This is a genomic window from Roseburia sp. (assembly GCF_041325975.1).
Lineage (GTDB): Bacteria > Bacillota > Clostridia > Lachnospirales > Lachnospiraceae > Roseburia > Roseburia rectibacter.
The window spans coordinates 40,099-62,739 of sequence record NZ_JBGLEJ010000003.1; the positions used below are offsets into that span (position 1 = coordinate 40,099).

At 41.9% G+C, this 22,641-nt stretch carries 18 protein-coding genes; 2 read left to right on the forward strand and 16 right to left on the reverse strand.

The features are described from left to right. Positions 1 to 26: 26 nt before the first annotated feature. From ACDD58_RS00585 to ACDD58_RS00650, 14 genes are all read right to left on the reverse strand, one after another. The gene (locus tag ACDD58_RS00585) at positions 27 to 1,115 is read right to left on the reverse strand and encodes an HD-GYP domain-containing protein (RefSeq protein ID WP_370774993.1); all 1,089 of its coding nucleotides are present in this window, start codon (positions 1,113 to 1,115) and stop codon (positions 27 to 29) included. A 50-nt stretch (positions 1,116 to 1,165) separates the two neighbouring features. Beyond that, positions 1,166 to 1,930: an HAD family hydrolase gene (locus ACDD58_RS00590; RefSeq protein WP_370774996.1), complete on the reverse strand. Its 765-nt coding sequence runs from the start codon at positions 1,928 to 1,930 to the stop codon at positions 1,166 to 1,168. Between the two features lie 209 nt (positions 1,931 to 2,139). After that, positions 2,140 to 2,874 (reverse strand): SigB/SigF/SigG family RNA polymerase sigma factor, encoded by a 735-nt coding sequence (locus ACDD58_RS00595; protein WP_117922518.1) that lies wholly within the window; start codon positions 2,872 to 2,874, stop codon positions 2,140 to 2,142. Between the two features lies 1 nt (position 2,875). Continuing rightward, positions 2,876 to 3,325 carry an anti-sigma F factor gene (gene spoIIAB / locus ACDD58_RS00600; RefSeq protein WP_243006942.1) on the reverse strand — a complete coding sequence of 150 codons (450 nt, stop codon included), beginning with the start codon at positions 3,323 to 3,325 and terminating at the stop codon, positions 2,876 to 2,878. Between the two features lie 36 nt (positions 3,326 to 3,361). Next, positions 3,362 to 3,697, reverse strand: a complete 336-nt coding sequence (locus ACDD58_RS00605; RefSeq protein WP_117922516.1) for an anti-sigma factor antagonist — start codon at positions 3,695 to 3,697, stop codon at positions 3,362 to 3,364. A gap of 142 nt (positions 3,698 to 3,839) precedes the next feature. Beyond that, positions 3,840 to 5,204, reverse strand: a complete 1,365-nt coding sequence (locus ACDD58_RS00610) for a tetratricopeptide repeat protein (RefSeq protein ID WP_118209666.1) — start codon at positions 5,202 to 5,204, stop codon at positions 3,840 to 3,842. A gap of 47 nt (positions 5,205 to 5,251) precedes the next feature. Further along, a complete protein-coding gene (locus tag ACDD58_RS00615) occupies positions 5,252 to 5,395 on the reverse strand; it encodes a hypothetical protein (protein WP_015560889.1) in 144 nt (47 codons plus the stop codon). A 177-nt stretch (positions 5,396 to 5,572) separates the two neighbouring features. Next, positions 5,573 to 6,949 carry a DUF342 domain-containing protein gene (locus ACDD58_RS00620; protein WP_370775002.1) on the reverse strand — a complete coding sequence of 459 codons (1,377 nt, stop codon included), beginning with the start codon at positions 6,947 to 6,949 and terminating at the stop codon, positions 5,573 to 5,575. 279 nt (positions 6,950 to 7,228) lie between these two features. Further along, a complete protein-coding gene (locus ACDD58_RS00625) occupies positions 7,229 to 9,892 on the reverse strand; it encodes a valine--tRNA ligase (RefSeq protein WP_370775005.1) in 2,664 nt (887 codons plus the stop codon). Between the two features lie 602 nt (positions 9,893 to 10,494). After that, complete coding sequence (locus ACDD58_RS00630) at positions 10,495 to 10,632, reverse strand: hypothetical protein (RefSeq protein WP_186900032.1); 138 nt, start codon at positions 10,630 to 10,632, stop codon at positions 10,495 to 10,497. 238 nt (positions 10,633 to 10,870) lie between these two features. Continuing rightward, positions 10,871 to 11,731, reverse strand: a complete 861-nt coding sequence (locus tag ACDD58_RS00635; protein WP_186900033.1) for a carbohydrate ABC transporter permease — start codon at positions 11,729 to 11,731, stop codon at positions 10,871 to 10,873. A 5-nt stretch (positions 11,732 to 11,736) separates the two neighbouring features. Further along, positions 11,737 to 12,651: a carbohydrate ABC transporter permease gene (locus ACDD58_RS00640; RefSeq protein WP_117922450.1), complete on the reverse strand. Its 915-nt coding sequence runs from the start codon at positions 12,649 to 12,651 to the stop codon at positions 11,737 to 11,739. Positions 12,652 to 12,851: 200 nt separating this feature from the next. Next, on the reverse strand, positions 12,852 to 14,297 hold the full coding sequence (locus ACDD58_RS00645) for a carbohydrate ABC transporter substrate-binding protein (protein ID WP_117922451.1): 1,446 nt from the start codon (positions 14,295 to 14,297) through the stop codon (positions 12,852 to 12,854). Between the two features lie 137 nt (positions 14,298 to 14,434). Further along, positions 14,435 to 15,445, reverse strand: a complete 1,011-nt coding sequence (locus ACDD58_RS00650) for a LacI family DNA-binding transcriptional regulator (protein WP_117922452.1) — start codon at positions 15,443 to 15,445, stop codon at positions 14,435 to 14,437. A 437-nt stretch (positions 15,446 to 15,882) separates the two neighbouring features. Between ACDD58_RS00650 and ACDD58_RS00655 the strand changes: the two genes are divergently transcribed. Next, a complete protein-coding gene (locus ACDD58_RS00655) occupies positions 15,883 to 18,327 on the forward strand; it encodes a GH36-type glycosyl hydrolase domain-containing protein (RefSeq protein WP_370775011.1) in 2,445 nt (814 codons plus the stop codon). Positions 18,328 to 18,399: 72 nt separating this feature from the next. Here ACDD58_RS00655 and ACDD58_RS00660 read toward each other — a convergent pair whose 3' ends face one another. Beyond that, on the reverse strand, positions 18,400 to 19,233 hold the full coding sequence (locus ACDD58_RS00660; RefSeq protein ID WP_370775013.1) for a helix-turn-helix domain-containing protein: 834 nt from the start codon (positions 19,231 to 19,233) through the stop codon (positions 18,400 to 18,402). Positions 19,234 to 19,383: 150 nt separating this feature from the next. Between ACDD58_RS00660 and ACDD58_RS00665 the strand changes: the two genes are divergently transcribed. Beyond that, positions 19,384 to 20,754, forward strand: a complete 1,371-nt coding sequence (locus ACDD58_RS00665; RefSeq protein ID WP_370775015.1) for an MATE family efflux transporter — start codon at positions 19,384 to 19,386, stop codon at positions 20,752 to 20,754. A gap of 66 nt (positions 20,755 to 20,820) precedes the next feature. Here the strand turns inward: ACDD58_RS00665 and pyk are convergent, their stop codons facing one another. Then, a complete protein-coding gene (gene pyk, locus ACDD58_RS00670; protein WP_186900573.1) occupies positions 20,821 to 22,599 on the reverse strand; it encodes a pyruvate kinase in 1,779 nt (592 codons plus the stop codon). Positions 22,600 to 22,641: the final 42 nt, after the last annotated feature.

Below are 22,641 nucleotides of genomic sequence, written 5' to 3' on the forward strand. Positions count from 1 at the left end.
CACTGCATGATAGGACATCACGATTCTTATGCCATATGCACACAGTACCAGTCTTCGTCTACCTGTCTTGCTTCTTCTCCGACGGAGACGATCGGATGATCCATATCATTTAACGGAATATATTCAACGCATCCTTCCCTGCCATCCGACATAATAACCTGCTGATGTCTGTATACTTTTACCATATTTTTTATAAATATATTGAGAAGATTCTGGTCAAGTCCTTTGTACCCCTCAGTTACAAACCACTGCAGCACATCAAACGGAATCTTCTCTTTTTTATAACTGCGCGCAGAAAGCATTGCATCATAAATATCCGAAATTGATGTAATTCTTGCAAAATAAGAAATGGAGCTTCCTTTTAAACCATCCGGATAACCGCTTCCATCTAATTTTTCATGATGCCAGCGCACTGCATAGCGTACATCCTCGCTGATATCCTCCCCCAGAAGTTCAAAAGAATAAAGCGGATGTCTTTTCATAACCTCAAATTCTTCCGGAGTCAGTTTTCTCGGTGCATTTAAAATTTCTTCCGGAATCTTCGTCTTTCCAATATCATGAAGCACACCTGTTAAAATCAGACTCCGGATGTCTTTTTCATCGAGTCCTAACCATTGTCCCATGATTCCGTTTAAAAGTGCAACATTTAAGGAATGTCTCTGCAATGCCTCGTCAACCGGTCTTGGCACGGTAATACACTGGAAAATCTCTCCGGCATCCACGGATACCATTCTGCTGTATACTTTCTCCATCATACCTTCCACTTCAGCATGATTGACAAACATCACATTTTTACTCATCTGAAGCACATGGTCGACGCCTTTGCGCAGTTCTGTATACCCGGTTCTGTTTTCCAACATTTTCTGCTGTATTTCAGCCGGACGGTCTTTTCCCTTCATGATATACTCGTAAGATCCGCGGAATGTTGTAATATAATTATTGCCATCGCTGAAATTGATCAGTTTATCAAGTTTGCTTTTCGTGATAACTTCTCCGCTCGGCACTAAAAGTACACTTCCATTATAATTGTAAAGATTATCTGATAAAACAAGTCCTTCCCACAAGTACTCCATCGGTACTTTTTCGAGACGTTCTGTTTTTTCGTATTTTGCCATAACCGGTCCTCCATTCATATATGAATGTATCGGCATTTTTCTCTGTCACATTAATCGGAAATCAATATCTGTCTCACTTTTAACAGGTCCATCTGCATCAGCACATGATCTGCATCCGGTCTCTGACTGATATCAGGTGAAATATTCGAGTGAATATAAAATGTATGAAGTCCGACCTCTTTTGCCCCCCTGATGTCACTGACTGCATCATTTCCGATCATAATACTCTCCTCCGGTAAAATGTGATGTTTATCCAGTAAAAGATGAAAGAAACGTGGATCCGGTTTTTTCACTTTGCACGCGGATGACAGAAAGATATCATCAAAATAAGGCTCTAACCCCAAAAGATTCAGTTCATATGCAGTGAAAATACGCTGTGCATTCGAAAGCAGATATACTTTTTTTCCTCTTTCACGCAATGCCGCAAGAAGTTCCTCTGCCCCATCATAAAGTCTGATATATTCTGTGGAAAGAATCCGGAAAAACTGCCCCGCATGAATGGCAAGTTCTAAGTCTGCCTGCACTCCTTTTTCCTGAAACAGCGCAAGAAAAACTTCCTCAATCTCTATCTCCGGATGTGCTTCATGGGTATCATCTTTTTTCATATCTGCCTCTGATCCCATCTCCTGCCGCAGGGCATCCTCTTTCTGTCCTGTGAGGCATGTATATGCATTTTTCAGTTTCTGCGCTGTATAAGCTGCACCGTAATATCCGTAAAACTGCGCAAGTTTTTCCCATAACTCCGGTTTTTCCTCATCCGTGCGAATATCCACTAAAGTTCCATATAAGTCAAATATATAATTTTCGTATTTCATGTTAATTCTCCCTCTTCTGCACCAAAATCCTTTTTCACTTTTGCACAAAATTCTTATTTTTTCACACTGTTTTCCACTTTGCACAGCCTTATCATGTTAATTTCTCTGCATTTTATAAAAAAATAACATGTTTATATGGGAAAATCAACCGGATGTGGCATAATCATTACAATTTGCCCGTTTTTTTAATATATTCGCCCTGCACTTTTCTATCCTAAATTTTTTCTAAGACCAATCAGAATCTTTTTTTCAAGCCTGCTGACCTGCACCTGCGTCATTCCAAGTTCTTTTGCAGTCTCGCTCTGCGTCCGGTTTTCAAAATAACGGCACCGGATTAGATTTTTTTCCCGCTCATCCAGTAGTGCTAACAACTGCTCGATCACCATCCGGTTTAAGACCGCTTCCTTTTCCGGTTCATCTATGCCGTTTTCTTCTCTTTCACACAACTGATCGACCATTAAAAGCTCGTCCCCGTCTTTCTCATAGACCGGCTGATAAATAGATTCCACATCCCTTGCTGATTCCATTGCCATAATGATCTCGCCACAGCTTAACCCTGTCCGCTCTGCAATCTCAACCATTCCCGGCTCTCTTCCAAGTTCTCTCCACAATTCCTCTCGTGCACGTCCTGCCTTATAAGCATTTTCCTTTAACGTCCGGCTTACCTTCACCATACCGTCATCCCTTAAAAACCTGCGGATTTCCCCCATGATCACCGGAACAGCATATGTAGAAAATGCAAGATTTAATGAAAGATCAAATTTATCTACCGCCTTCATAAGTCCAATGCATCCGATCTGGAATAACTCCTCCCTGTCATGCCCACGGTTTTCAAACCGGTACACGATCGTATGTACAAGTCCAAGGTTTCCTGCGATCAGTGCATCCCTCGCACTTTTATCCCCCTCATGTGCCTGCTGCATCAGTTCCTTAAAATGCTCCATATCAGACGCCCATCCCTGCGCCGATCTTTTTTTTCATTATCACTGTAGTCCCTTTTCCGGGTGCCGAATGTACCTCCACTTCATCCATAAAGGCTTCCATAAAGGCAAATCCCATACCGGAGCGCTCCAGTTCCGGTTTTGTTGTAAAAAAAGGTTCCATGGCTTTTGGTACATTTTCAATTCCATGACCATGATCCTTTACCGTGATCTCAGCGCAGTTTCCACACAGTTTACAGGATACTTCCACCTTTTCCTTTGGACTGTCGTACCCGTGGATAATCGCATTGGTCACCGCCTCCGAAACAGCAGTCTTAATATCTGAAATTTCATCCAGTGTCGGGTCTAATTCCGCTACAAACGCAGCTACTGCCATTCTTGCAAACCCTTCATTTACTGACCTTGCATCAAATTCGAGTTTCATTTCGTTCTCATTACTATGATCTGTCTGCATATTGATTCTCCATTTCATTTTCTGATTTTCACTTTTTTAATCCTGCATGTCCCATTCTTTTCTGACCAGATCCGTCCGGATCAGTTTCTGCAGTCCTGACACCATAAATATTTTTTTTACACGCTCGTTCATATTCATCGCCATCACTTCCCCACCGGAAAATCCCATACTCTTGCACCTTCCAATGATCACACCGATCCCTGAACTGTCCATGAACTCCGTCTCCCGAAAATCAAATACAAGCCGTCTGACATGGTATGCCCCGATCAGATAATCTGCTTCCAGCTTAAGTCTGCCCGCCTCATGATGATCAAGCTCTTTTGGCATCTGAATCGTTAAACACCCTTCCTTTAATTGATATTTTTCTTCCATAAATACTCCTTTCCCAGCGTTCCCTGATTCGCGATATCATTGATAAAATGCCTTTTTGTGAAATAAAAAGACGCCTGATATTATCCAGACGTCTTTTGTATAATGGCATTGCTGATATTTAATTTTGTTTATTCCAAATATCCTATTCCTCAATATTAAGATAATTCTGTGCATTTGCTGCACGCTCTGTACCAGGATAAAGTTCTACGATCTTCTGGTAATAAATCTTTGCTGTCTCAAGATCATTGTTCTTGCGGTATGCCTGTGCCAGATAATACAGTGCATATCCGTCTTTGTAGGTCTCTTCCATGTCTACAACTTTCTGTAAACTTGTGGCAGCCTCCTCAAACTTCTGGCTGTTATAATCGCTGTATCCCTGATTATATAAGGACTCTAAATAGTCTGCATTGACCTGTGCATTGATCGTCTCATAAACACTCTTAGCACTGTCACTTAAATATTCCTCATTGACATTGCCAAGTGCATTCCCTGCCGCCTCAATATTACCATCCGAATAAGATGCATAGGCAGAGAGCAGCTGATCATATGTGCTGATCTTGTTCTCCGATCCTTCTGCACTGTCCTTGACCTCAGTCATCTGACTTGTCAGATCGTCGATCTGTTTCTGCAGAGTGCTGATTTCCTGATTCTTTGATGAAACTGTGTTATTCGCATCAAGCACCTGCGCTTTTGCATCATTCTGAACCTGACGGCGCACACCCGGCACAACCAGAAATCCGGTAATTGCCGCACCGATTGCGATTCCTATGACCATATTAAGGATTGTTCCCATCGCAGAATTATCTTTTAAATACTTTGGCTGGATGATCGTCTCATTGCCACTCTGATAGGAAATCTGTTCTTCTTTTGGTTTTTTCCCGGAGGTATTATCCTTTAATCCTGCATTCACTTCTTTCAGATAACGGAGTGTGATCGTATTATTTGCATCGATCTTTCCTGCATTGCGTAAAGACTTCTTTGCGAGATCATACTTGCCCTCCTGAATGTAAAGCAGTGCTAAAAGCTGATGCCCGCTGACTAATTTCGGATTCAATGACAATACTTTTTTTAACTGGATAATTGCCAGATCGCGGCTGTCCTGTCTGCAGTATAATAATGCCTGATTGTATTTTTTGATGGTCTGATTGATCGTCTCAAGCCTTGACCTGTTATTCTGTATCTCATCCAGATAACGGCTTGCAGCATTATCAGACGGCTGATAGTTCTTACTGATCACCCACTCTGTCAACGCCTCCACGACTTCGCCCATCTCAAAATAGACCAGTCCAAGCAGATTTCTTGCATCTATATTTAATTTATTGAATTTCAGACTTGTTTTGAGACTTTCAATTGCTCCTGAAAGATCACGGACCCCCGCCTTTGCCAGTGCATCATTATAATATTCATTGGATGCCATGACAATTTTTTTATATATTTTTACATTTACGCCACATTCAGGGCAGATATTTTCCCTTCCAAGCTTTGCTCCACAATTATAGCACTTCATTCTTTCCCTCACTTCACGAACTTACATTTGACTTTTCAAAAGATATCTTACATATTATGCTTTAATTCCTGCATCATCTCTTTTAAAACATCTGTCATATCTGTTAATTCATGATTATATATCGCCTGCTCTGCCTCTTCTACCTCTAAGCTCGGTTTAAAATTCTTTAACTCTTCTTCAAAATTAATCATAATCGACCAGTCCTTTTCTGCCAAATTTTATGGCAACATCTATTTTAATATTCTTCGCTCCTTTGCACAATTTCGGGGCAAAAAGAATCACCACTATATTATAATATAGTGGTGACAATAATCAAGTAAATTTATATTAAGTTTTTCGTAAAACTTCTGCCATATTCGACAGCAGTTTTATGAGCATTCTCTCGTCTTGATCTTATCCTGCAGCTTGTAAAACTCCGCTGATTTTACATTGTTCTGTACAAGCAGCTTGGTATCCTCGATCTGGATCACCACTCCCGGATAAGTCTCCCGCAAAACGGTAACACATGCACCGCTCGCACTCTCGATCAGATTACGAATCTGTTTTGCCTCTTCTTTGCTGTTTGCTAACGTTGCAGTATCACGGATCTTGACACGGAGCAGTGTTACTCTCCTCGGATCATCTTTATAGCTGACTCCACGAGCTTTTTCGAGTTCTTCAAACTTTCGCAGTCCCTCATCGATCTGCGCTAATCCCTGACTCAGCTCCTGGATCGTCTTCTCTAACTGTCTGAGCTTTTCATATTCCTCCGGACTTGCACCAGCCATAATAACGGTCTTCTTCTCGGCATCGTTCCCTAATGTCGTAACCTCGATTCCACACACTCCATGTGTAAGGCCACCGATGATGCCTCCGCGTTTTCCATTCATGATGATCTTTCCAAAGCACTGTACCTGGCAATCCATCAACACATCTGCACAGATATCGCCTGCACATTCAATACGGGTAAATTCAAAAAACTTTGCGGTAATACTGCCTTTTGTCTTTACTGATGCCTTATTTCCACCGAGCATTCCACTCCTTAAAATGATATCTTTTCCTGCCTCTAACGTGCATGCCTCGACGATTCCATCCACTGTGATCGTACCGCTTGCTTTTACTATAACGCCGCTTTCCACGCTTCCGTGGATCACAACATCACCATGAAAATCAATGTTGCCACTGGAAAGATCTGCATTGCCGGACAATTCATGTACCGGAAGGATCACAACCCTGTCATTCTGTGTCTCAATCTTACCACTCATCAGCGCAACATAGGTATTATCATCCCGGCGTTCAAATCCTTTTCCTTTCAGTGGAAGCTGTTCTCTTCCCCGCTTTGCAGGTATCGGCTTTCCAGTGACTGTCTTGCCGTCTGTTCCCTCCACACAAGGATGGTACTCCGCGATCACCTGATCCTGCACCACAGACTCTATCGACTTTACAGACCAGTAATCCACGGTTCCATCCGGTTTTATCAACGGTTTTTTATCAAAGTTGCAGTTAAAATTATAATCATAATAACCGTCTTTTCCATCTACCGCCTCTGTGCCCCGTGCTATTAATGTCTCCAGTCCATATTTTTTTTCATCAGCCAGCTTTTTCAACGCTGATTCATCTATTCCGTACTTGACACCTCTCTCATCCAGTGCTTTCTGCAATGATTCAACTGTATATTCTCCCCCATCGTCCGGTGTTACAAGCATAATATAAGCTTCCATGCCATCCGCCGTTATCTGTACGATTGGCTTTTCCTCTGTTACCATAGGCGTGCTCCCCAATTCTTTCTCATGTATGTATATATATAGTAACGTAGAATATTCCTTATCTTATATAATACTAGTACTTTTATGCTTTTTCAAGTAAATTCTTTAACAAAATGTTTGTTTTTTGGTGCTATTTTACTAAAAAGAGCTATGACAGGCAGGCTCCTTTCCGGCTCGCCGGTAAGGATGAAACCTTCATGCATAGCTCCTTTTTACTTATATCATGTACAAAATCAGCACATGATCCAATTCGCCATTCTTGCGCTCATTATCTTGCAATTATTTTGACATCTGTGCCAAACGTTCTTTGACCTGTGCCATCATCTGCTCATATCCGGCAAGTTTATCTTTTTCCTCCTGCACTTTTGCTTCCGGTGCTTTGCTTAAGAATTTTTCATTGGAAAGCATTCCCTTAGAACGTGCAAGTTCTTTCTCTAAACGTGCCTGTTCTTTTAACAGACGTTCTTTTTCCTTTTCAAAATCAACCAGATCTTCCAGTGGCAGATATAATGTTGCACCAGGTATTACAACAGATACAGCGTCCTCCCCGATTCCTGTCTTATCCTGCTGCACCATGACCTCACTTGCGCCGGCAAGGTTTGCATAAGCCTCTTTCGTCAGTTCAAAGGAATCACGCAAAGCGGCATTTTCAGTAACAATAAAGATTTTTGCTTTTCTTGATGGCGGAACATCCATCTCTGTGCGCAAATTACGGACACCTTTTACCAGATCCTTGCAGTGCTCTAACATTTCTTCCTCTGCCGGGAAATTCCAGTCAGCACGGTACTCCGGCCATTTTGCAAGCATGATCGTGTCTTCTTCCGGATGCAGTGTGCAGAAAATCTCTTCTGTGATAAACGGCATGAACGGATGAAGCAGTTTTAATGCCTCTGTCAGTACGGTCTTTAATGTCCAGAATGCTGCGTTTGCAGATGCCGGATCATTTTCTTTATTATAAGTACGGGTCTTAGTGATCTCAATGTACCAGTCACAGAATTCATCCCAGATGAAATCATAAACTTTCTGTACGGCGATTCCCATCTCGTACTTATCCATATTTTCTGTCACATCTTTTGCAAGTGTGTTTACTTTGGATAAGATCCATTTATCTGCCGGTTTTAACTCGTCAAGTGATGGGGTTTTGATCTCACTTCCCTCAAGGTTCATCATAATGAAACGGGATGCATTCCACACTTTATTTGCAAAGTTTCTTGATGCCTCAACACGCTCCCAGTAGAAACGCATATCATTTCCAGGTGCATTTCCGGTGATCAGTGTCAGGCGGAGTGCGTCTGCACCGTATTTGTCGATAACTTCCAGCGGATCGATACCGTTTCCTAAAGATTTACTCATCTTACGTCCCTGGGAATCACGAACCAGTCCGTGGAATAATACGGTATGGAACGGTGCTTTTCCCATCTGCTCATAACCTGAGAAGATCATACGGATAACCCAGAAGAAAATGATATCGTATCCGGTTACAAGTACGTCTGTCGGATAGAAGTAATCTAAGTCTTCTGTCTTTTCCGGCCAGCCTAATGTGGAGAACGGCCAGAGTGCGGATGAAAACCAGGTATCTAAGGTATCCGGGTCCTGCTCCATATGGTCACAGCCGCATTTCGGACATTTTTCCGGCGCAGTCTTTGCTACGACCATCTCACCACAGTCCGGGCAGTAATAAGCCGGAATACGATGTCCCCACCAGAGCTGTCTGGAAATACACCAGTCACGGATATTGTCTGTCCAGTTAAAATATGTTTTCTCCATACGTTTTGGAAGTAACTGGATATCTCCATTTTTTACTGCCTCAACAGCAGGTTTGATCAGCTCATCCATCTTTACAAACCACTGCTGTTTTACCATCGGCTCTACGGTTGTGCCACAGCGGTCATGGGTTCCTACATTATGGGAATGTGGCTCTACTTTTACAAGAAGTCCCTGTTTCTCAAGATCTTCCACTAATGCTTTTCTGCACTCATAGCGATCCATGCCCTCATATTTTCCGGCATAATGATTCATCGTTGCATCATCATTGATAACCGTGATTTCTTCTAAGTTATGGCGTTTTCCGACCTCAAAGTCATTCGGGTCATGTGCCGGTGTGATCTTTACGCATCCGGTTCCGAACTCTTTATCAACATACGCATCAGCGATCACCGGGATCTCGCGGTCTGTCATCGGAAGTTTTAACATTTTTCCAACAATATCTTTGTATCGGTCATCATCCGGGTTGACTGCAACTGCGGTATCGCCAAACAATGTCTCCGGTCTTGTTGTTGCGATCTCGACAAATCTGCCTTCTTCACCGACAACCGGATAGTTGATGTGCCAGAAAAATCCGTCCTGCTCCTCATGTTCTACCTCAGCATCTGAGATGGAAGTCTTACATACCGGACACCAGTTGACGATACGGGAACCCTTATAAATCAATCCTTTTTCATATAATTTTACGAATACCTCAAGCACTGCCTCAGAGCAGCCTTTGTCCATGGTAAAACGCTCTCTCTCCCAGTCAGCGGAAGATCCCATTTTCTTTAACTGGTTGATAATGCGGCTGCCGTACTCATCACGCCACTCCCAGCATTTTTCAAGGAAACCCTCTCTTCCGAGATCACGTTTGTCAATGCCCTGTTTTTTGAGGTTCTCGATTACCTTAACCTCAGTTGCAATGGAAGCATGGTCTGTACCAGGCTGCCACAGTGCATTATAACCCTGCATTCTCTTATAACGTGTTAAAATATCCTGCATGGTGTTGTCAAGTGCATGTCCCATGTGAAGCTGTCCTGTGATATTTGGCGGCGGCATTACAATGGTAAACGGCTTTTTGCTGCGGTCTGCCTCGGCGTGGAAATAGCCGTTATCTTCCCATTTTTTGTATAAACGGTCTTCAATGCTTTTTGGATCGTAGGTCTTTGCTAATTCTTTACTACAATTCTGACACATAATCTGTTCTCCTTTTTGATTAATGAACAAAGAGTTGCTTGCGACTCTTTCGCGCTCGGGCGGTGCTGTTTACAGCTAACTTCTTCTCTGCGAGATGCGCATCCCGCCCGGAGGGCTTTTTGATTCATAGGACGAATTTCCTATGAATCAAAAAAGCCCTTTGTATCCCATACGGAATACAAAGGGCGAATATGATCGCGGTACCACCTTTGTTGGTGCTTGTGTCCAGCCAGTCCATGCCTGACCGGTCATCCTGTAACGTGGATGAGTCGTGAATACCTGTGCATACCTGCAATGCCTGTTCTTATGTCCTGTCATACAGCTATACTTTCTCAGTATTCCGGTTCAAAAGCTACCTTCCACATATCTTTCTCTGGGATGTCTTTCAGCCGGTGAACTTCCCTCTCTGCAAAGAGTTTATGTGTACTCTTCTTTCTCACAACCTTTGTTTTTTTGCTGTTTTTATCATACGAGGGGACGCATGGTTTGTCAACTGTTTTTTTAGATCTCTTCCTTGCAGCAAAGAATCCTCCCGTAAATGCAAGCGGGATCGTGAACATAATAATAAATGGTGACGATCTTCATCCATACCGGCTGTATTCCTATTCTTCCTCTGATTCCTCGTCATCCACGATCGCTGCCGCAGCGCCTGATACTGCTGACACTACTGCAACCACAGTTGCTATGAGCACTACTAAAAGTAAACAAATCAGAAAAATCCATAATCCTGTCTCCGTCATATTCCTCTCCATTTCTATGTGTACTTTGCAAATGGTCAGCCTGTCCGATTTCAGCTGCACCTGTTGTACCCCAACACATCCGATCTTTTTTCTACCAATTATAAATAATAGTATAGCACACAACCGCCCTGTTTACCAGTGACATCGTCAAAGATTTTTAATCAAAAATGAGACCACCTGTCTGGCAGTCTCATTTTTTATAGTACAGCAATTTTTTACAAATTTTTGAACAGACTTGTTAACCCTTTACACTACCAAGTGCGACACCCTGTACGATATGTTTTGATAAAAACAGATATACAATAATAACCGGGAAAATAGAGAATGCGATCATTACATATACCTGCCCCATATCGAATTTGAGCCAGTCAGCTGCACGCAGCTGTGCGATTAAGATAGGCAGTGTCTTTTTCTTATCGTCGTGCAGGATCAATGCCGGTGTGAAGTAATTATTCCAACTGCTTACAAAAGTAAAGATCATCTGTACGGCGATCGCTGGCTTCATTAATGGCATTACGATAGAGTTAAATGTACGGAACTCCCCAGATCCATCAATGCGCGCTGCCTCAACCAGTGACAACGGCAGTGTACTTTCCATGTACTGTTTCATATAGAAAAATGTAACCGGAGCTGCGATTGTCGGCACGATCAGAGGAATAAAGGAATCCTCTAAATGCATACCAGATACAAGTTTGATAAATCCAAGTGCAGTTACCTGTGTCGGGATCATCATGATCATCAAAATAAACGGATAAATATATTTTTTCAGTTTGAAATCATATGCATGGATCGCATAAGCTGTCATCGTTGAAAAATATACACTGAGTATTGCACTGAGTGAGGAAACGATCAGACTGTTGAACATACCGTTCCAAACTGGAAGCGTTCCATTTCTTAAGTTCTTCCAGTTTTCCCACAAATGACTGCTTGGAACCAGTGTAAAACCGGACTGCATCTCACCATTTGATCTGGTCGCATTGATAAATAATACATAAAACCAGAACAGACATAATATAGAAACAATGATGAGTACAACGTATGCGATTGCTCTTCTTGCATGAATACCTACGCCTTTTTTCAAATTACGATTTTCATTCATGATCTTCACCCCTTCCTCTTATCATTGCCGGTAATCTTAAATACGATCAGACTTAAAATACCTGTAATGATAAACAGAATAACTGACAATGCACCAGCCATACCATAGTTCTTACTGTAGAGATGTTTATTTAAGAACATGATCAGTGTCATAGTAGAACGCATCGGATCACCGGTTCCATTGGTTAAGATCTGTGGAACATCGAATAACTGTAAACCACCGATCAGAGATGTGATGACCACATATACAAGGATCGGACGTAACAGCGGTAACGTGATCTGCCAGAATACCTGGGAAGAAGTTGCTCCATCGACTTCTGCTGCCTCAAATAAAGAAGTATCGATACCCATCATACCAGCCATCAGAAGGATCGTTGTATTACCAAACCACATCAGGCAGTTCATCAGTGCGATCAGTCCTCTTGCACTTCCCGCATTTGATAAAAATTTATATGGTGTATCAATAAATCCGATCTGCATCAGCATTGAGTTGATCGGTCCTCCATCGGAGAACAAGGTAAAAAACAACATGGAAAATGCGGATGCCATGATCAGGTTTGGAAGATATACGACCGTTTTAAAGAAACGTGTTCCTTTTAATCTGAGACGCACATCTGAAAACCATGCCCCAAGTACAAGCGATAAAATAATCTGCGGTACGAAGCACATGATCCACAATAACAGAGTATTTTTGGTATAAATCCAGATATCTCCATCCGAGAAAAGCTTTTTATAGTTTGCAAGTCCGACAAAATTCGGTCCGACCTGTGTCAGTCCTGACATATAGTTTTCGAAGAAACTGTTATAAATAGTGCTGATCAATGGAATCAGCTGAAAAACAACATATACTACAATAAAAGGAATCAAAAAGATATATCCCCATTTATTGTACTTTACTACCTTTCCACTGCTTTTTTTCATAACAACCTGACCTCCTTTTCCAGAGTGCATGATTTTCGTTCACAGAGCTCACAGCATCCCTCACTCTTATCCTGTGTAAGTCTGCTGTCAGCTCTGCGCTTACAGTTTTTACACAAATTTGGATATAAAATGAGCCGCGCCCGCCTCCCTTACGGTCCGGCAGGCGCGGCATCTGATCATTTTTTATACCGTTCGTCTGCTTAGTATGTTAACTCCGGATATTTCTCTACAACTGCTTTGTAGAACAGATCTAATGCTTCTTCCTTAGTAGCTGTTCCCTCGAAGTAGTTCTTCATTGCATTCTGGAACTCTTCGTTACATCCCTGATCATAAGAAGAAAGATTGCTTAAATCAAGTTTGGAAACACCTGAGCTGTAAATGCCAAGTGGATTCTGTCCGCCTAAGATCTTGCTTGAGTAGGAGCTGTCTGCCATCTCAGTGATTACATCCTGATTGTTTACGAAGTCATCATCTTTCTCGATGATCTCTTTCATAACGTCATCATTGGTTGTCATCTGAAGCATGATATCTTTTACAAGGCTCTGGTTATCAGTTCCTGCTGCTGCACAGATCCATGTACCGCCCCAGAAGAAGCCCTGAGGTCCTTCCGTTGCACCCCAGCCACCGTTGTAACCGATACTGCCTTCTGTATCTGCTGCCATTGAGAAGTTTACTAACCATGCAGGTCCAAAGTAGCAGAATACATTTCCTTCCGGATAGAAACCTTTCTTCCAGTCATCACTCCACAGTTCGTATGTTCCTGTCTCACCTGCATCTACAAGTTCTTTGGAATCATCCACCCATTTCATAATGTTGTCATCAATATTGATCTTGCCGTCAACAACCCATTTTGAAGTAACGTTGTTGGAGTATACACGGTAAGTATCGTTTGCGGAAGATGTGATTGTGTAACCTGCATCTTTCATTTTCTTTGCTGTATCATTAAATGTATCCCAGTCTTTTACGTAATTCTGAACTTCAGCAGGATCATCAGAACCTAATACTTCTTTTGCTGCATCTCTGTTATAGAATAATACACCAGGGCAGCCCTGCCATGAAACACCTTTTAATACACCGTTGGAATCTGTAACAACATCTTTGGTGTACTGGTACTGTTTGGAAAGATCAGCATCGGTAATTCCAAGATCTGTAACTGCCATTGTGTAATCTGTATCAACATATTTCAATGCATAATCGGCTTCTACCAAGAAGATATCGATCTTATCGTCTGCTGCTGCATCTGCCTGTTTTAATAAGGTTGCATCCAGATTGTTCTGATATGCATTGTCATCATTTGGTGTAATGTTCCATTTTACAGTTACATCACCGATCGTACCTGTGGTTGCATCCACCTCTGTATATCCTGGATAATGATCTGTCAGACGGCTCTTGAACTCTTCATTCCAGCAGTAGATGTTAAGTACTTTTCCTTCATCAGAAGCACTTGCATCTGAACTTGTATCAGCGCTTGCTGCTTCTGTTGCCGGAGCGGCTTCATCTGTGGTTGCTGCTGCATCACTCTTCGTATCTGCTGCGTTGCTGCCACTGTTTGTGCTGGTGTTTGCTGCATTGCTGCCGCCGCATCCTGCCATCATGGTTACGAGCATTGCTGTGCATAATAATGTGCTAACGATTTTCTTTTTCATGGAAAACCCTCCTCCTTAATATGTGGTCTTTTGACCATTGTTTGTTTGCTACTTTTCAGTAGATAGTTCAGAATCAAATGCCTATCTTCCGTATACATTTCTGCAAAAATGCTGTCCGTATGTAGCTGCAACTACTTTTAAATACGTCCAACGGATTTACCGGCAACTAAGATTCCTTCTATAACGACTCTCTCTACGAGAGTTGTTCTCGGTTTCTCAATAGTGCCTATCAGCCGCTTGGCTGCCTCGCTCCCGATCAGCTCTGTGTCCTGTCTGATCGTTGTAAGCTGTGGATGTAATAACTGTGACATCCTCGTCCCGTCATATCCTGCAATTGAAATATCCTTCGGAATCCGAAGTCCCATCTCTATGATAACATTCCTTCCTCCTATTAAAGAGGTGTCATCCGGATATATGATACAGGTTGGCGGATCTTCTAAATTGAGCAGTTCCTTTGTCTGCTTTGCTGCTTCCCTGGTTTCCAGATAATCTGCTGTCCGGATATATTCATCCGGAATCTTTAAACCAAGTTCATCAACTGTCCGGTAAAAACTTGCCAGCCGGTCTTTCGTAACGTAAGAAGCCTGCTGCCCATGAATATATGCAATTTTTCGATGTCCCTGCCCGTATATGTATTTTACAAGATCTTCAATGCCCTGAATATTATTGGAACTGACTGCCGTACAATTATGATGTACATAATCGATTGTAACAACCGGCAGGTCACTGTTCATCAGTTCTAAGACATCCGGGTCATTGAAATCGGCACAGACAATTGCAACTCCTTCAAAATTCCGGTATCTGCAATGTTCATAATAAGACATCTTGCGATTTTCAAAACAGGTATTGATAAATGTAATGTCATATCCCTGTTTCTCTGACTGGACTTTTAATCCATTCAGTACTCCCGAAAAATACTCATGTGTCAAACCGCTTCCCGCATCTTCTTCAAAAAGAACTCCTATATTATAGGAACGGTTTGTCTTTAGAGCTCTCGCCGCTGCATTAGGAAAATATCCAAGTGCTTCTGCTGTCTTTCTGACACGGTTCTTTGTCTCTTCGCTGATATCTCTCTGGTCATTTAAAGCCTTGCTTACAGTGGCAGTGGATACTCCACATTTCTCTGCAATCGTTTTTAATGATACCATGGAAACCTCCAGCTTCTCTTCGAAAACGAAATGTTGTTTCCGAAATATTGCTTAATCGTTTTCGTACTTTTACTATATGCCATCCATAAGCAAATTGCAACTGGTTTTTGGCGATTCGTCGCTTTTTACACTTTTTTACATTAGTTTTTGTGTATTTTTACATTAAATATTAGACCAATTATCTGTAATCTTAGTACTTTGTATCTACTTCTTATACGTTTTCGTAAAATACTTTAATTATTCATCAAAAAATAGCCATTGTCGCTTTCATCCATAAAAGTATGTTTTTTTTGTCTAATCTGCTATATTTGCCTGTTTTTCAATGTTTTATATTGATTTTTATTCTTTCTGAATATATACTTTTTATTAAGAAATGAAAACTTAATCGTTTTCGAAACTGCTACTTATCAATATTTATGTATATGGAGGATTTTATTATGAAATTCGGTTATTTTGATGACGCCAACAAAGAATATGTCATCACATCCCCAAAAACACCACTGCCATGGATCAACTACCTTGGTTCCGAGAACTTCTTTTCCCTGATCTCAAACACCTGCGGCGGCTACAGTTTCTACAAAGATGCAAAGTTACTCCGCCTGACCAGATACCGCTATAATAATGTACCGCTCGATTCTAACGGACATTACTACTATATTAAAGATGGCGATACGATCTGGAATCCAGGATGGATGCCGTCAAAGACGGAACTGGATGCCTATAGCTGCCGTCACGGCATGGGTTATTCCGTATTTAAAGGAAGTAAAAATAAACTGACTGCAGAACTTACCTCCTTTGTCCCGGTTGGTGAGACCTGTGAGGTCGGCAAACTTTCCCTTACGAACGAGTGTAATGAAACCCGTAATTTTTCCGTATTCTCTTACGTAGAGTTCTGTCTGTGGAATGCAATGGATGATATGACCAACTTCCAGCGTAACTTCTCCACCGGTGAAGTTGAGATCCATGGTTCCGCTCTTTACCATAAGACAGAATACAGAGAGCGTAGAAATCACTATGCTGTTTACGCTGTCAATGCCCCGATCGCAGGATTTGATACAGACCGCGATTCTTTCTTGGGTGCATATGGAGAAAATTCTGCTCCGGAAGTTGTCGTAAATGGAACTTCAAAAAATTCTGTAGCAAGCGGCTGGGCTCCGATCGGTTCCCATCACCTTAAAGTTTCTCTTGCTCCAGGTGAGACAAAAACCTATGTTTTTGTACTTGGCTATGTCGAAAATCCGGTAGAAGAAAAATGGGTAGGCCGTGCTGAGGACGGCATCATCAACCGCAAACGATCTGATGAGCTTCTCTCACGCTTCGATACCGCAGAAAAAGCAGATGCAGCACTTGCTAAATTAAAAGATTACTGGAATGAACTGCTTTCTCATTTTACTGTTTCTTCCAGTGAAGAAAAATTAGACCGTATGGTTAACATCTGGCATCAGTATCAGTGTATGGTTACCTTCAATATGAGCCGTTCCGCTTCCTATTTTGAGTCCGGCATCGGCCGTGGCATGGGATTCCGTGATTCCTGCCAGGATCTTCTTGGTTTCGTACATCTGATCCCTGACCGCGCAAGAGAGCGTATCTTAGATATCGCTGCTACCCAGTTTGAAGACGGAAGTGCTTATCATCAGTATCAGCCGCTCACAAAAAAAGGTAACTCTGACATCGGAAGCGGATTTAACGATGATCCGTTATGGCTGATCGCCGGAACTGCCGCTTATATCAAAGAGACCGGGGATTATACAATTCTTGACGAAATGACGCCATATGACAGCGATGCTTCCAAAGCAACCACCTTCATGGAGCATTTACGCCGTTCCTTCCATTATACAATGGATCACTTAGGGCCGCACAATCTGCCTCTGATCGGACGTGCTGACTGGAATGACTGTCTCAACTTAAACTGCTTCTCGACAGAACCTGGCGAATCATTCCAGACATTTGGTCCTTCCGAAGGCCCGAATGCAGAATCCGTATTTATCGCAGGTATGTTTGTCCGCTATGGAAAAGATTATGCTGCAATCTGCCGCCATCAGGGTATGACAGAGGAAGCAGAAATCGCAGAGAAAGCAATCGCAGAAATGGAAAAAACCGTTATGGATGCCGGCTGGGATGGCGAATGGTATCTGCGTGCTTACGATCATTACAAAAATAAGATCGGTTCAAAAGAATGTGAGGACGGCAAGATCTTTATCGAGCCTCAGGGATTCTGCGTTATAGCAGAGATCGGCTTAGAAGAAGGCTACTGCTTAAAAGCAATGGAATCCGTTGAAAAATACTTAGACACCAAATACGGTATTGTGCTGTTACAGCCGCCTTATCACAGATATCATGTAGAACTTGGTGAGATTTCCTCTTATCCACCAGGATATAAAGAGAACGCCGGTATCTTCTGCCACAATAATCCATGGATCTCCATCGCAGAGACCGTAGTCGGCAGAGGCAACCGCGCATGGCAGGTATATACCAGAACCTGTCCTGCATATATTGAAGACATCAGTGAGATCCACCGCACAGAACCGTATGTATACTCACAGATGATCGCCGGAAAAGATGCACCGAACTTCGGTGAGGCAAAGAACAGCTGGCTGACAGGAACCGCCGCATGGACATTCCTTGATGTTTCCCAGTTTATCCTCGGTATCCGTCCGGATTATGACGGTCTGACTGTAGATCCTTGTATCCCATCTAAGTTAGATGGATTTACTGCAAAACGTGATTTCAGGGGTGTCAGCTACCATATCACAGTAAAGAATCCGGATCATGTTGAAAAAGGTGTTGTTTCCATGATCGTGGATGGACAGCCGGTAGAAGGAAATACCATTCCATTCTCCGCTGATAAAAAAGATGTAAATGTTGAAGTAACGATGGGTTAACCTCCCATACCTGTCTTTACCTATAGAAAAGGAGCCTTTAATAAATGAAGGCTTCTTTTTTATCCTATACCGTTAAAATATTTCATTTTGTCTGTATTTACGCGGCGAAACACCTTTTATCCTACGAAAAGAATCCCCAAAATAATTACTGTCATTAAATCCACATTCGAATGCTATATCCGTGATTGATTTATCTGTTTCCAATAACAGTCTGCTGGCATTTTGTATACGTAGGTTAATGATATATTCCTTAAAACCAAAACCTGTCGCTGTTTTAAATCTTTTGGACAAAAATGACTTGCTCATATGAAATTTCTCCGCCACATCTTCCAGTAAGATATTTTCCGTATAATGCTCAAATATATAAGTTGCAACCTCCTGAATCTTCCGGTTGTCTATATCCAGCTCTTTTATCACTGTTTCCTCATACTCCCTGCATCTTATGATAAACAGTAAGAGTTCCACAAGTCCTGCCCTGATAAACGCTGGTGACAATTCATCCGGCGTTTCATTTTCAAATATCAGCTTATCCAGAAGGGAAATCACATAATCCCTGCGTTTTTCCGGTACATTTATTACTCCCGGAACCATGCAGTTCTTAAGGTGTTCGTCTCCGATCTGTTCTCTGATTGAGTCTACAGCCTCATTTCGAAAACTGATCACAATCCTTTCATGAAGTCCTTTTCCGGTATATATGGTCTTATGCAGGCAGCCACCCGGAACGATTACAAGATCCCCTTTTCCAAACTTGTATATATTATGATCGATAAAACTGGTACATTCTCCGTTTGACAGATAAAAGATCTCATGAAACGGATGTACATGTGGTTCACAGTTACTTTTACTTATCGTATTACTTTTTTTGATTTTTTTAATATCAAAATCTCTTGGCATATCCTGAAACATAAACTTCTCCATTTTTGTACTTTTTTTCTGTATTTTTCTTTATTTTTTCTATTTTTTCATGGAATATACTGTTTTATTGTCATATTATGAACTACATAAATACATTTTGTCAACATGCTTTATTATTTTATAAAGCTCCAGGGAGGTTCTATGTCAAAACCAATATCTGAAAATAAAAGAAATATGATTTTAAACGGCAGTCTGTCACAGGCAATTCTTATGCTTGCCGTTCCGGTTATGATCAACAGTTTTATACAGTCAATGTACAATCTTACCGATACCTTCTGGTTAGGCAGGATCGGAACTGAAAATCAATCTGCCATAACGCTTGTATCACCATTCCAAAATATCCTTACCAGCTTTGGAAATGGTATCACAACCGCGGGTGCTATTCTAATATCACAATATCTTGGTGCCAGAAAAGATGAGCAGGCAGCCAAAATGGCAAATCATATATGCCTCATTTCTCTTGGTTTCTCGATTATCTGTGCACTACTGTGTTTTCTGATATCTCCATCACTGGTTACCTGGCTTGGTGCTGTTGGAAATGTGTATGTGTATGGTCTTACCTATTTAAGAATTGTTGTTCTCGATCTTCCATTTTTATTTATGATTAATTTATTTACGGCAGTGAAACAGGCACAGGGCGACACTGTAAAACCTATGCTTCTAAACCTGCTTGGTATCGTGATCAATCTCATATTAGATCCACTTTTCCTCATCGTATTTCACTGGGGGATCGGAGGCGCGGCATTTGCAACACTTACCGCAAAAATTCCATGTGCCCTGATTGGTTTTATCATACTTAAAAAACCAGGGCAGTTGATAAGAATTTCTTTTAAGAATTTTGTATTTGACAAAAAAATGATAAGTTCCATTATAAAAATCGGTCTGCCAACTGCTATTGGCGGAAGTACCATGCAATTAGGAACTTTGCTCATGACAAGAAATGTAAATGTTTATGGCTATATTGCAACAAGTGCCTACGGTATTGGCAATAAGATCAATAGCCTTATTACAATGCCCGCAAGCGGTATTGGCTCTGCCGTATCCACTATCGTAGGACAGAATATTGGCGCCGGTAACAGGAAACGGGCGGATAAAGCATTTCATTATTCTCTTAGAATATGCGCCGTATTCCTTCTTATTTTGGGATTCATATTATCAAGACACCCTGTTTCCCAGGCTATGGTATCATTTTTTTCATCCGATGCCAAAGTCATTCCTCTTGCAGCCGACTATCTGTCCATTATTGCTTTCTGGTGCTGGACAAATGCTTTTTATAATGTATCACAGGGATTATTTCAGGGATGTGGACATACATTCATAACAATGCTTGTAGACGCTTCAAGGATATGGATATTCCGTCTGCTGACTCTCTTTATATGCGCAAATATATTCCATCTGGGAGTAGCATCCATCTGGTACTCCGTTGTGATCAGTAACGGAACCTCTGCCCTGATCCTGTATATACTATACTGGACCGGTATATGGAAAAAAGGATATGCAGACCTTCGCTAGAGCCTTTCATATCCTTTTCTCATTCATTTTAATCTTCTATTTCCAGTTATCAAAATTTGTTGCAAATTAATTTGCTGTCACAAGTCCGTTCTCACAATCCAATTCTACATATGCACTGGATTTTAAGACATCAAGCGCATGTTTTGCACCGATCAGGACAGGAATATCAAGGCTTAATCCTGCAATCGCCGCATGGCAGTTTTCGCCGGATGCTTCCACGATCAGTCCGGATGCCTCACGCATCTGTGTCATCATGGCATTGCTGGTATCTTTTGCAACAATGATGTCCCCGACTTTAAAGTTTTTAAGATCTTCTTCATTGTGACAAACGCAGAGATTTGCAGAAATCTTCTGTGTTCCGATTCCTTGTCCCTCCACTAAGATATGTCCTGCCACCTGCACCTTGATCAGGTTGGTCGTACCGGATACACCAAGAGGAACTCCTGCGGTTAAGACAACAACATCTCCTTTGGAAATGATTCCTGCTGCTTCTGCTGCATCGACTGCATAGTCAAACAGTTCTTCTGCTTGTGTCTTTTCCTCGATCATAAGCGGGATCACACCCCAGGATAATGCAAGCTGGCGGTAAATCTTCTCTGTCAGACAGCCTCCGATGATCGGACAGTTCGGGCGGTATTTGGAAACCATACGGGCAGTGCGTCCGGATTTTGTTACCGTGATGATCGCTGCTGCATTTAAATCACCCGCCATCGTACAGGTTGCATGGGAGATAGCATTGGTCACATCCGGGTTGCTCATAGTCTTACGCATTTTGAAACGCTGTAAGTAATTGATATCCTGCTCGGTACGGACTGCAATACGCACCATGGTCTTTAAAGCCTCGATCGGGTACATACCTGCAGCCGTCTCACCGGAAAGCATGATCGCACTGGTACCGTCATAGATCGCATTTGCAACGTCAGTTGCCTCTGCTCTGGTCGGACGCGGATGTTTCATCATAGAATCAAGCATCTGCGTTGCTGTGATAACTTTCTTACCTGCATCGTATACTTTTTTGATGATCATTTTCTGAATGACCGGCACATCCTCTAATGGTATCTCAACACCCATATCACCGCGGGCTACCATGATACCATCGGAAACGCGGATAATATCATCAATATTCTGTACACCCTGCATATTCTCAATCTTGGCAATGATATTGATATCTTCACCGCCTTTTTCTGCAAGGATCTTACGGATTGCAAGCACATCATCTGCTGTACGGACAAAAGATGCTGCAATAAAATCATAATCATGCTCTACTGCAAATACGATATCACCGTAATCTTTCTCACTGATATATGGCATGGACAGCTCTACATTCGGAACGTTCACACCTTTTCTGTTTGAGATCATACCGCCATTTAATACCTGACAGATGATATCCTTTGGCTTTTTGCCATCTTTATCTGCTTTTGCACCAGATGTCACTTTGATTTCTTTGACTTCCATTCCGATCAGACCATCATCGATCAGAATACAGTCTCCCGGCTTTACATCCTCCGGCAGATTTTTATAGGTAATGGAAACGCGTGTCGCATCTCCCATAATCTCATCGGTTGTCAGAGTAAACGTCTGTCCATCCTTAAGTTCAACTTTTCCATCTGTAAAATCTTTCAGACGGATCTCCGGTCCTTTGGTGTCAAGCAATGCTGCGACTGGACGTTTTAATTCCTTACGAAGCTTCTGTAACATCTGAAGACGTCCTAACTGCTCCTCATGGTCACCATGAGAAAAATTAAAACGGGCAACATTCATTCCCTCTTCGATCAGGCGTTTTAATACACCCTCTTTATCTGTTGCAGGTCCTAAAGTACAAACAATTTTTGTTTTTCTAAACATCTTTTTTCCTCGTAAAAAAATATATTTTCGGCAATCGATTCT

Excerpts from the sequence above, each read along its gene's own strand:
- ACDD58_RS00585 (WP_370774993.1), bottom strand. The coding sequence starts at position 1,115 with ATGGCAAAATACGAAAAAACAGAACGTCTCGAAAAAGTACCGATGGAG.
- ACDD58_RS00590 (WP_370774996.1), bottom strand. The coding sequence starts at position 1,930 with ATGAAATACGAAAATTATATATTTGACTTATATGGAACTTTAGTGGAT.
- ACDD58_RS00595 (WP_117922518.1), bottom strand. The coding sequence starts at position 2,874 with ATGGAGCATTTTAAGGAACTGATGCAGCAGGCACATGAGGGGGATAAA.
- spoIIAB (WP_243006942.1), bottom strand. The coding sequence starts at position 3,325 with ATGCAGACAGATCATAGTAATGAGAACGAAATGAAACTCGAATTTGAT.
- ACDD58_RS00605 (WP_117922516.1), bottom strand. The coding sequence starts at position 3,697 with ATGGAAGAAAAATATCAATTAAAGGAAGGGTGTTTAACGATTCAGATG.
- ACDD58_RS00610 (WP_118209666.1), bottom strand. The coding sequence starts at position 5,204 with ATGAAGTGCTATAATTGTGGAGCAAAGCTTGGAAGGGAAAATATCTGC.
- ACDD58_RS00615 (WP_015560889.1), bottom strand. The coding sequence starts at position 5,395 with ATGATTAATTTTGAAGAAGAGTTAAAGAATTTTAAACCGAGCTTAGAG.
- ACDD58_RS00620 (WP_370775002.1), bottom strand. The coding sequence starts at position 6,949 with ATGGTAACAGAGGAAAAGCCAATCGTACAGATAACGGCGGATGGCATG.
- ACDD58_RS00625 (WP_370775005.1), bottom strand. The coding sequence starts at position 9,892 with ATGTGTCAGAATTGTAGTAAAGAATTAGCAAAGACCTACGATCCAAAA.
- ACDD58_RS00630 (WP_186900032.1), bottom strand. The coding sequence starts at position 10,632 with ATGACGGAGACAGGATTATGGATTTTTCTGATTTGTTTACTTTTAGTA.
- ACDD58_RS00635 (WP_186900033.1), bottom strand. The coding sequence starts at position 11,731 with ATGAATGAAAATCGTAATTTGAAAAAAGGCGTAGGTATTCATGCAAGA.
- ACDD58_RS00640 (WP_117922450.1), bottom strand. The coding sequence starts at position 12,651 with ATGAAAAAAAGCAGTGGAAAGGTAGTAAAGTACAATAAATGGGGATAT.
- ACDD58_RS00645 (WP_117922451.1), bottom strand. The coding sequence starts at position 14,297 with ATGAAAAAGAAAATCGTTAGCACATTATTATGCACAGCAATGCTCGTA.
- ACDD58_RS00650 (WP_117922452.1), bottom strand. The coding sequence starts at position 15,445 with ATGGTATCATTAAAAACGATTGCAGAGAAATGTGGAGTATCCACTGCC.
- ACDD58_RS00655 (WP_370775011.1), top strand. The coding sequence starts at position 15,883 with ATGAAATTCGGTTATTTTGATGACGCCAACAAAGAATATGTCATCACA.
- ACDD58_RS00660 (WP_370775013.1), bottom strand. The coding sequence starts at position 19,233 with ATGTTTCAGGATATGCCAAGAGATTTTGATATTAAAAAAATCAAAAAA.
- ACDD58_RS00665 (WP_370775015.1), top strand. The coding sequence starts at position 19,384 with ATGTCAAAACCAATATCTGAAAATAAAAGAAATATGATTTTAAACGGC.
- pyk (WP_186900573.1), bottom strand. The coding sequence starts at position 22,599 with ATGTTTAGAAAAACAAAAATTGTTTGTACTTTAGGACCTGCAACAGAT.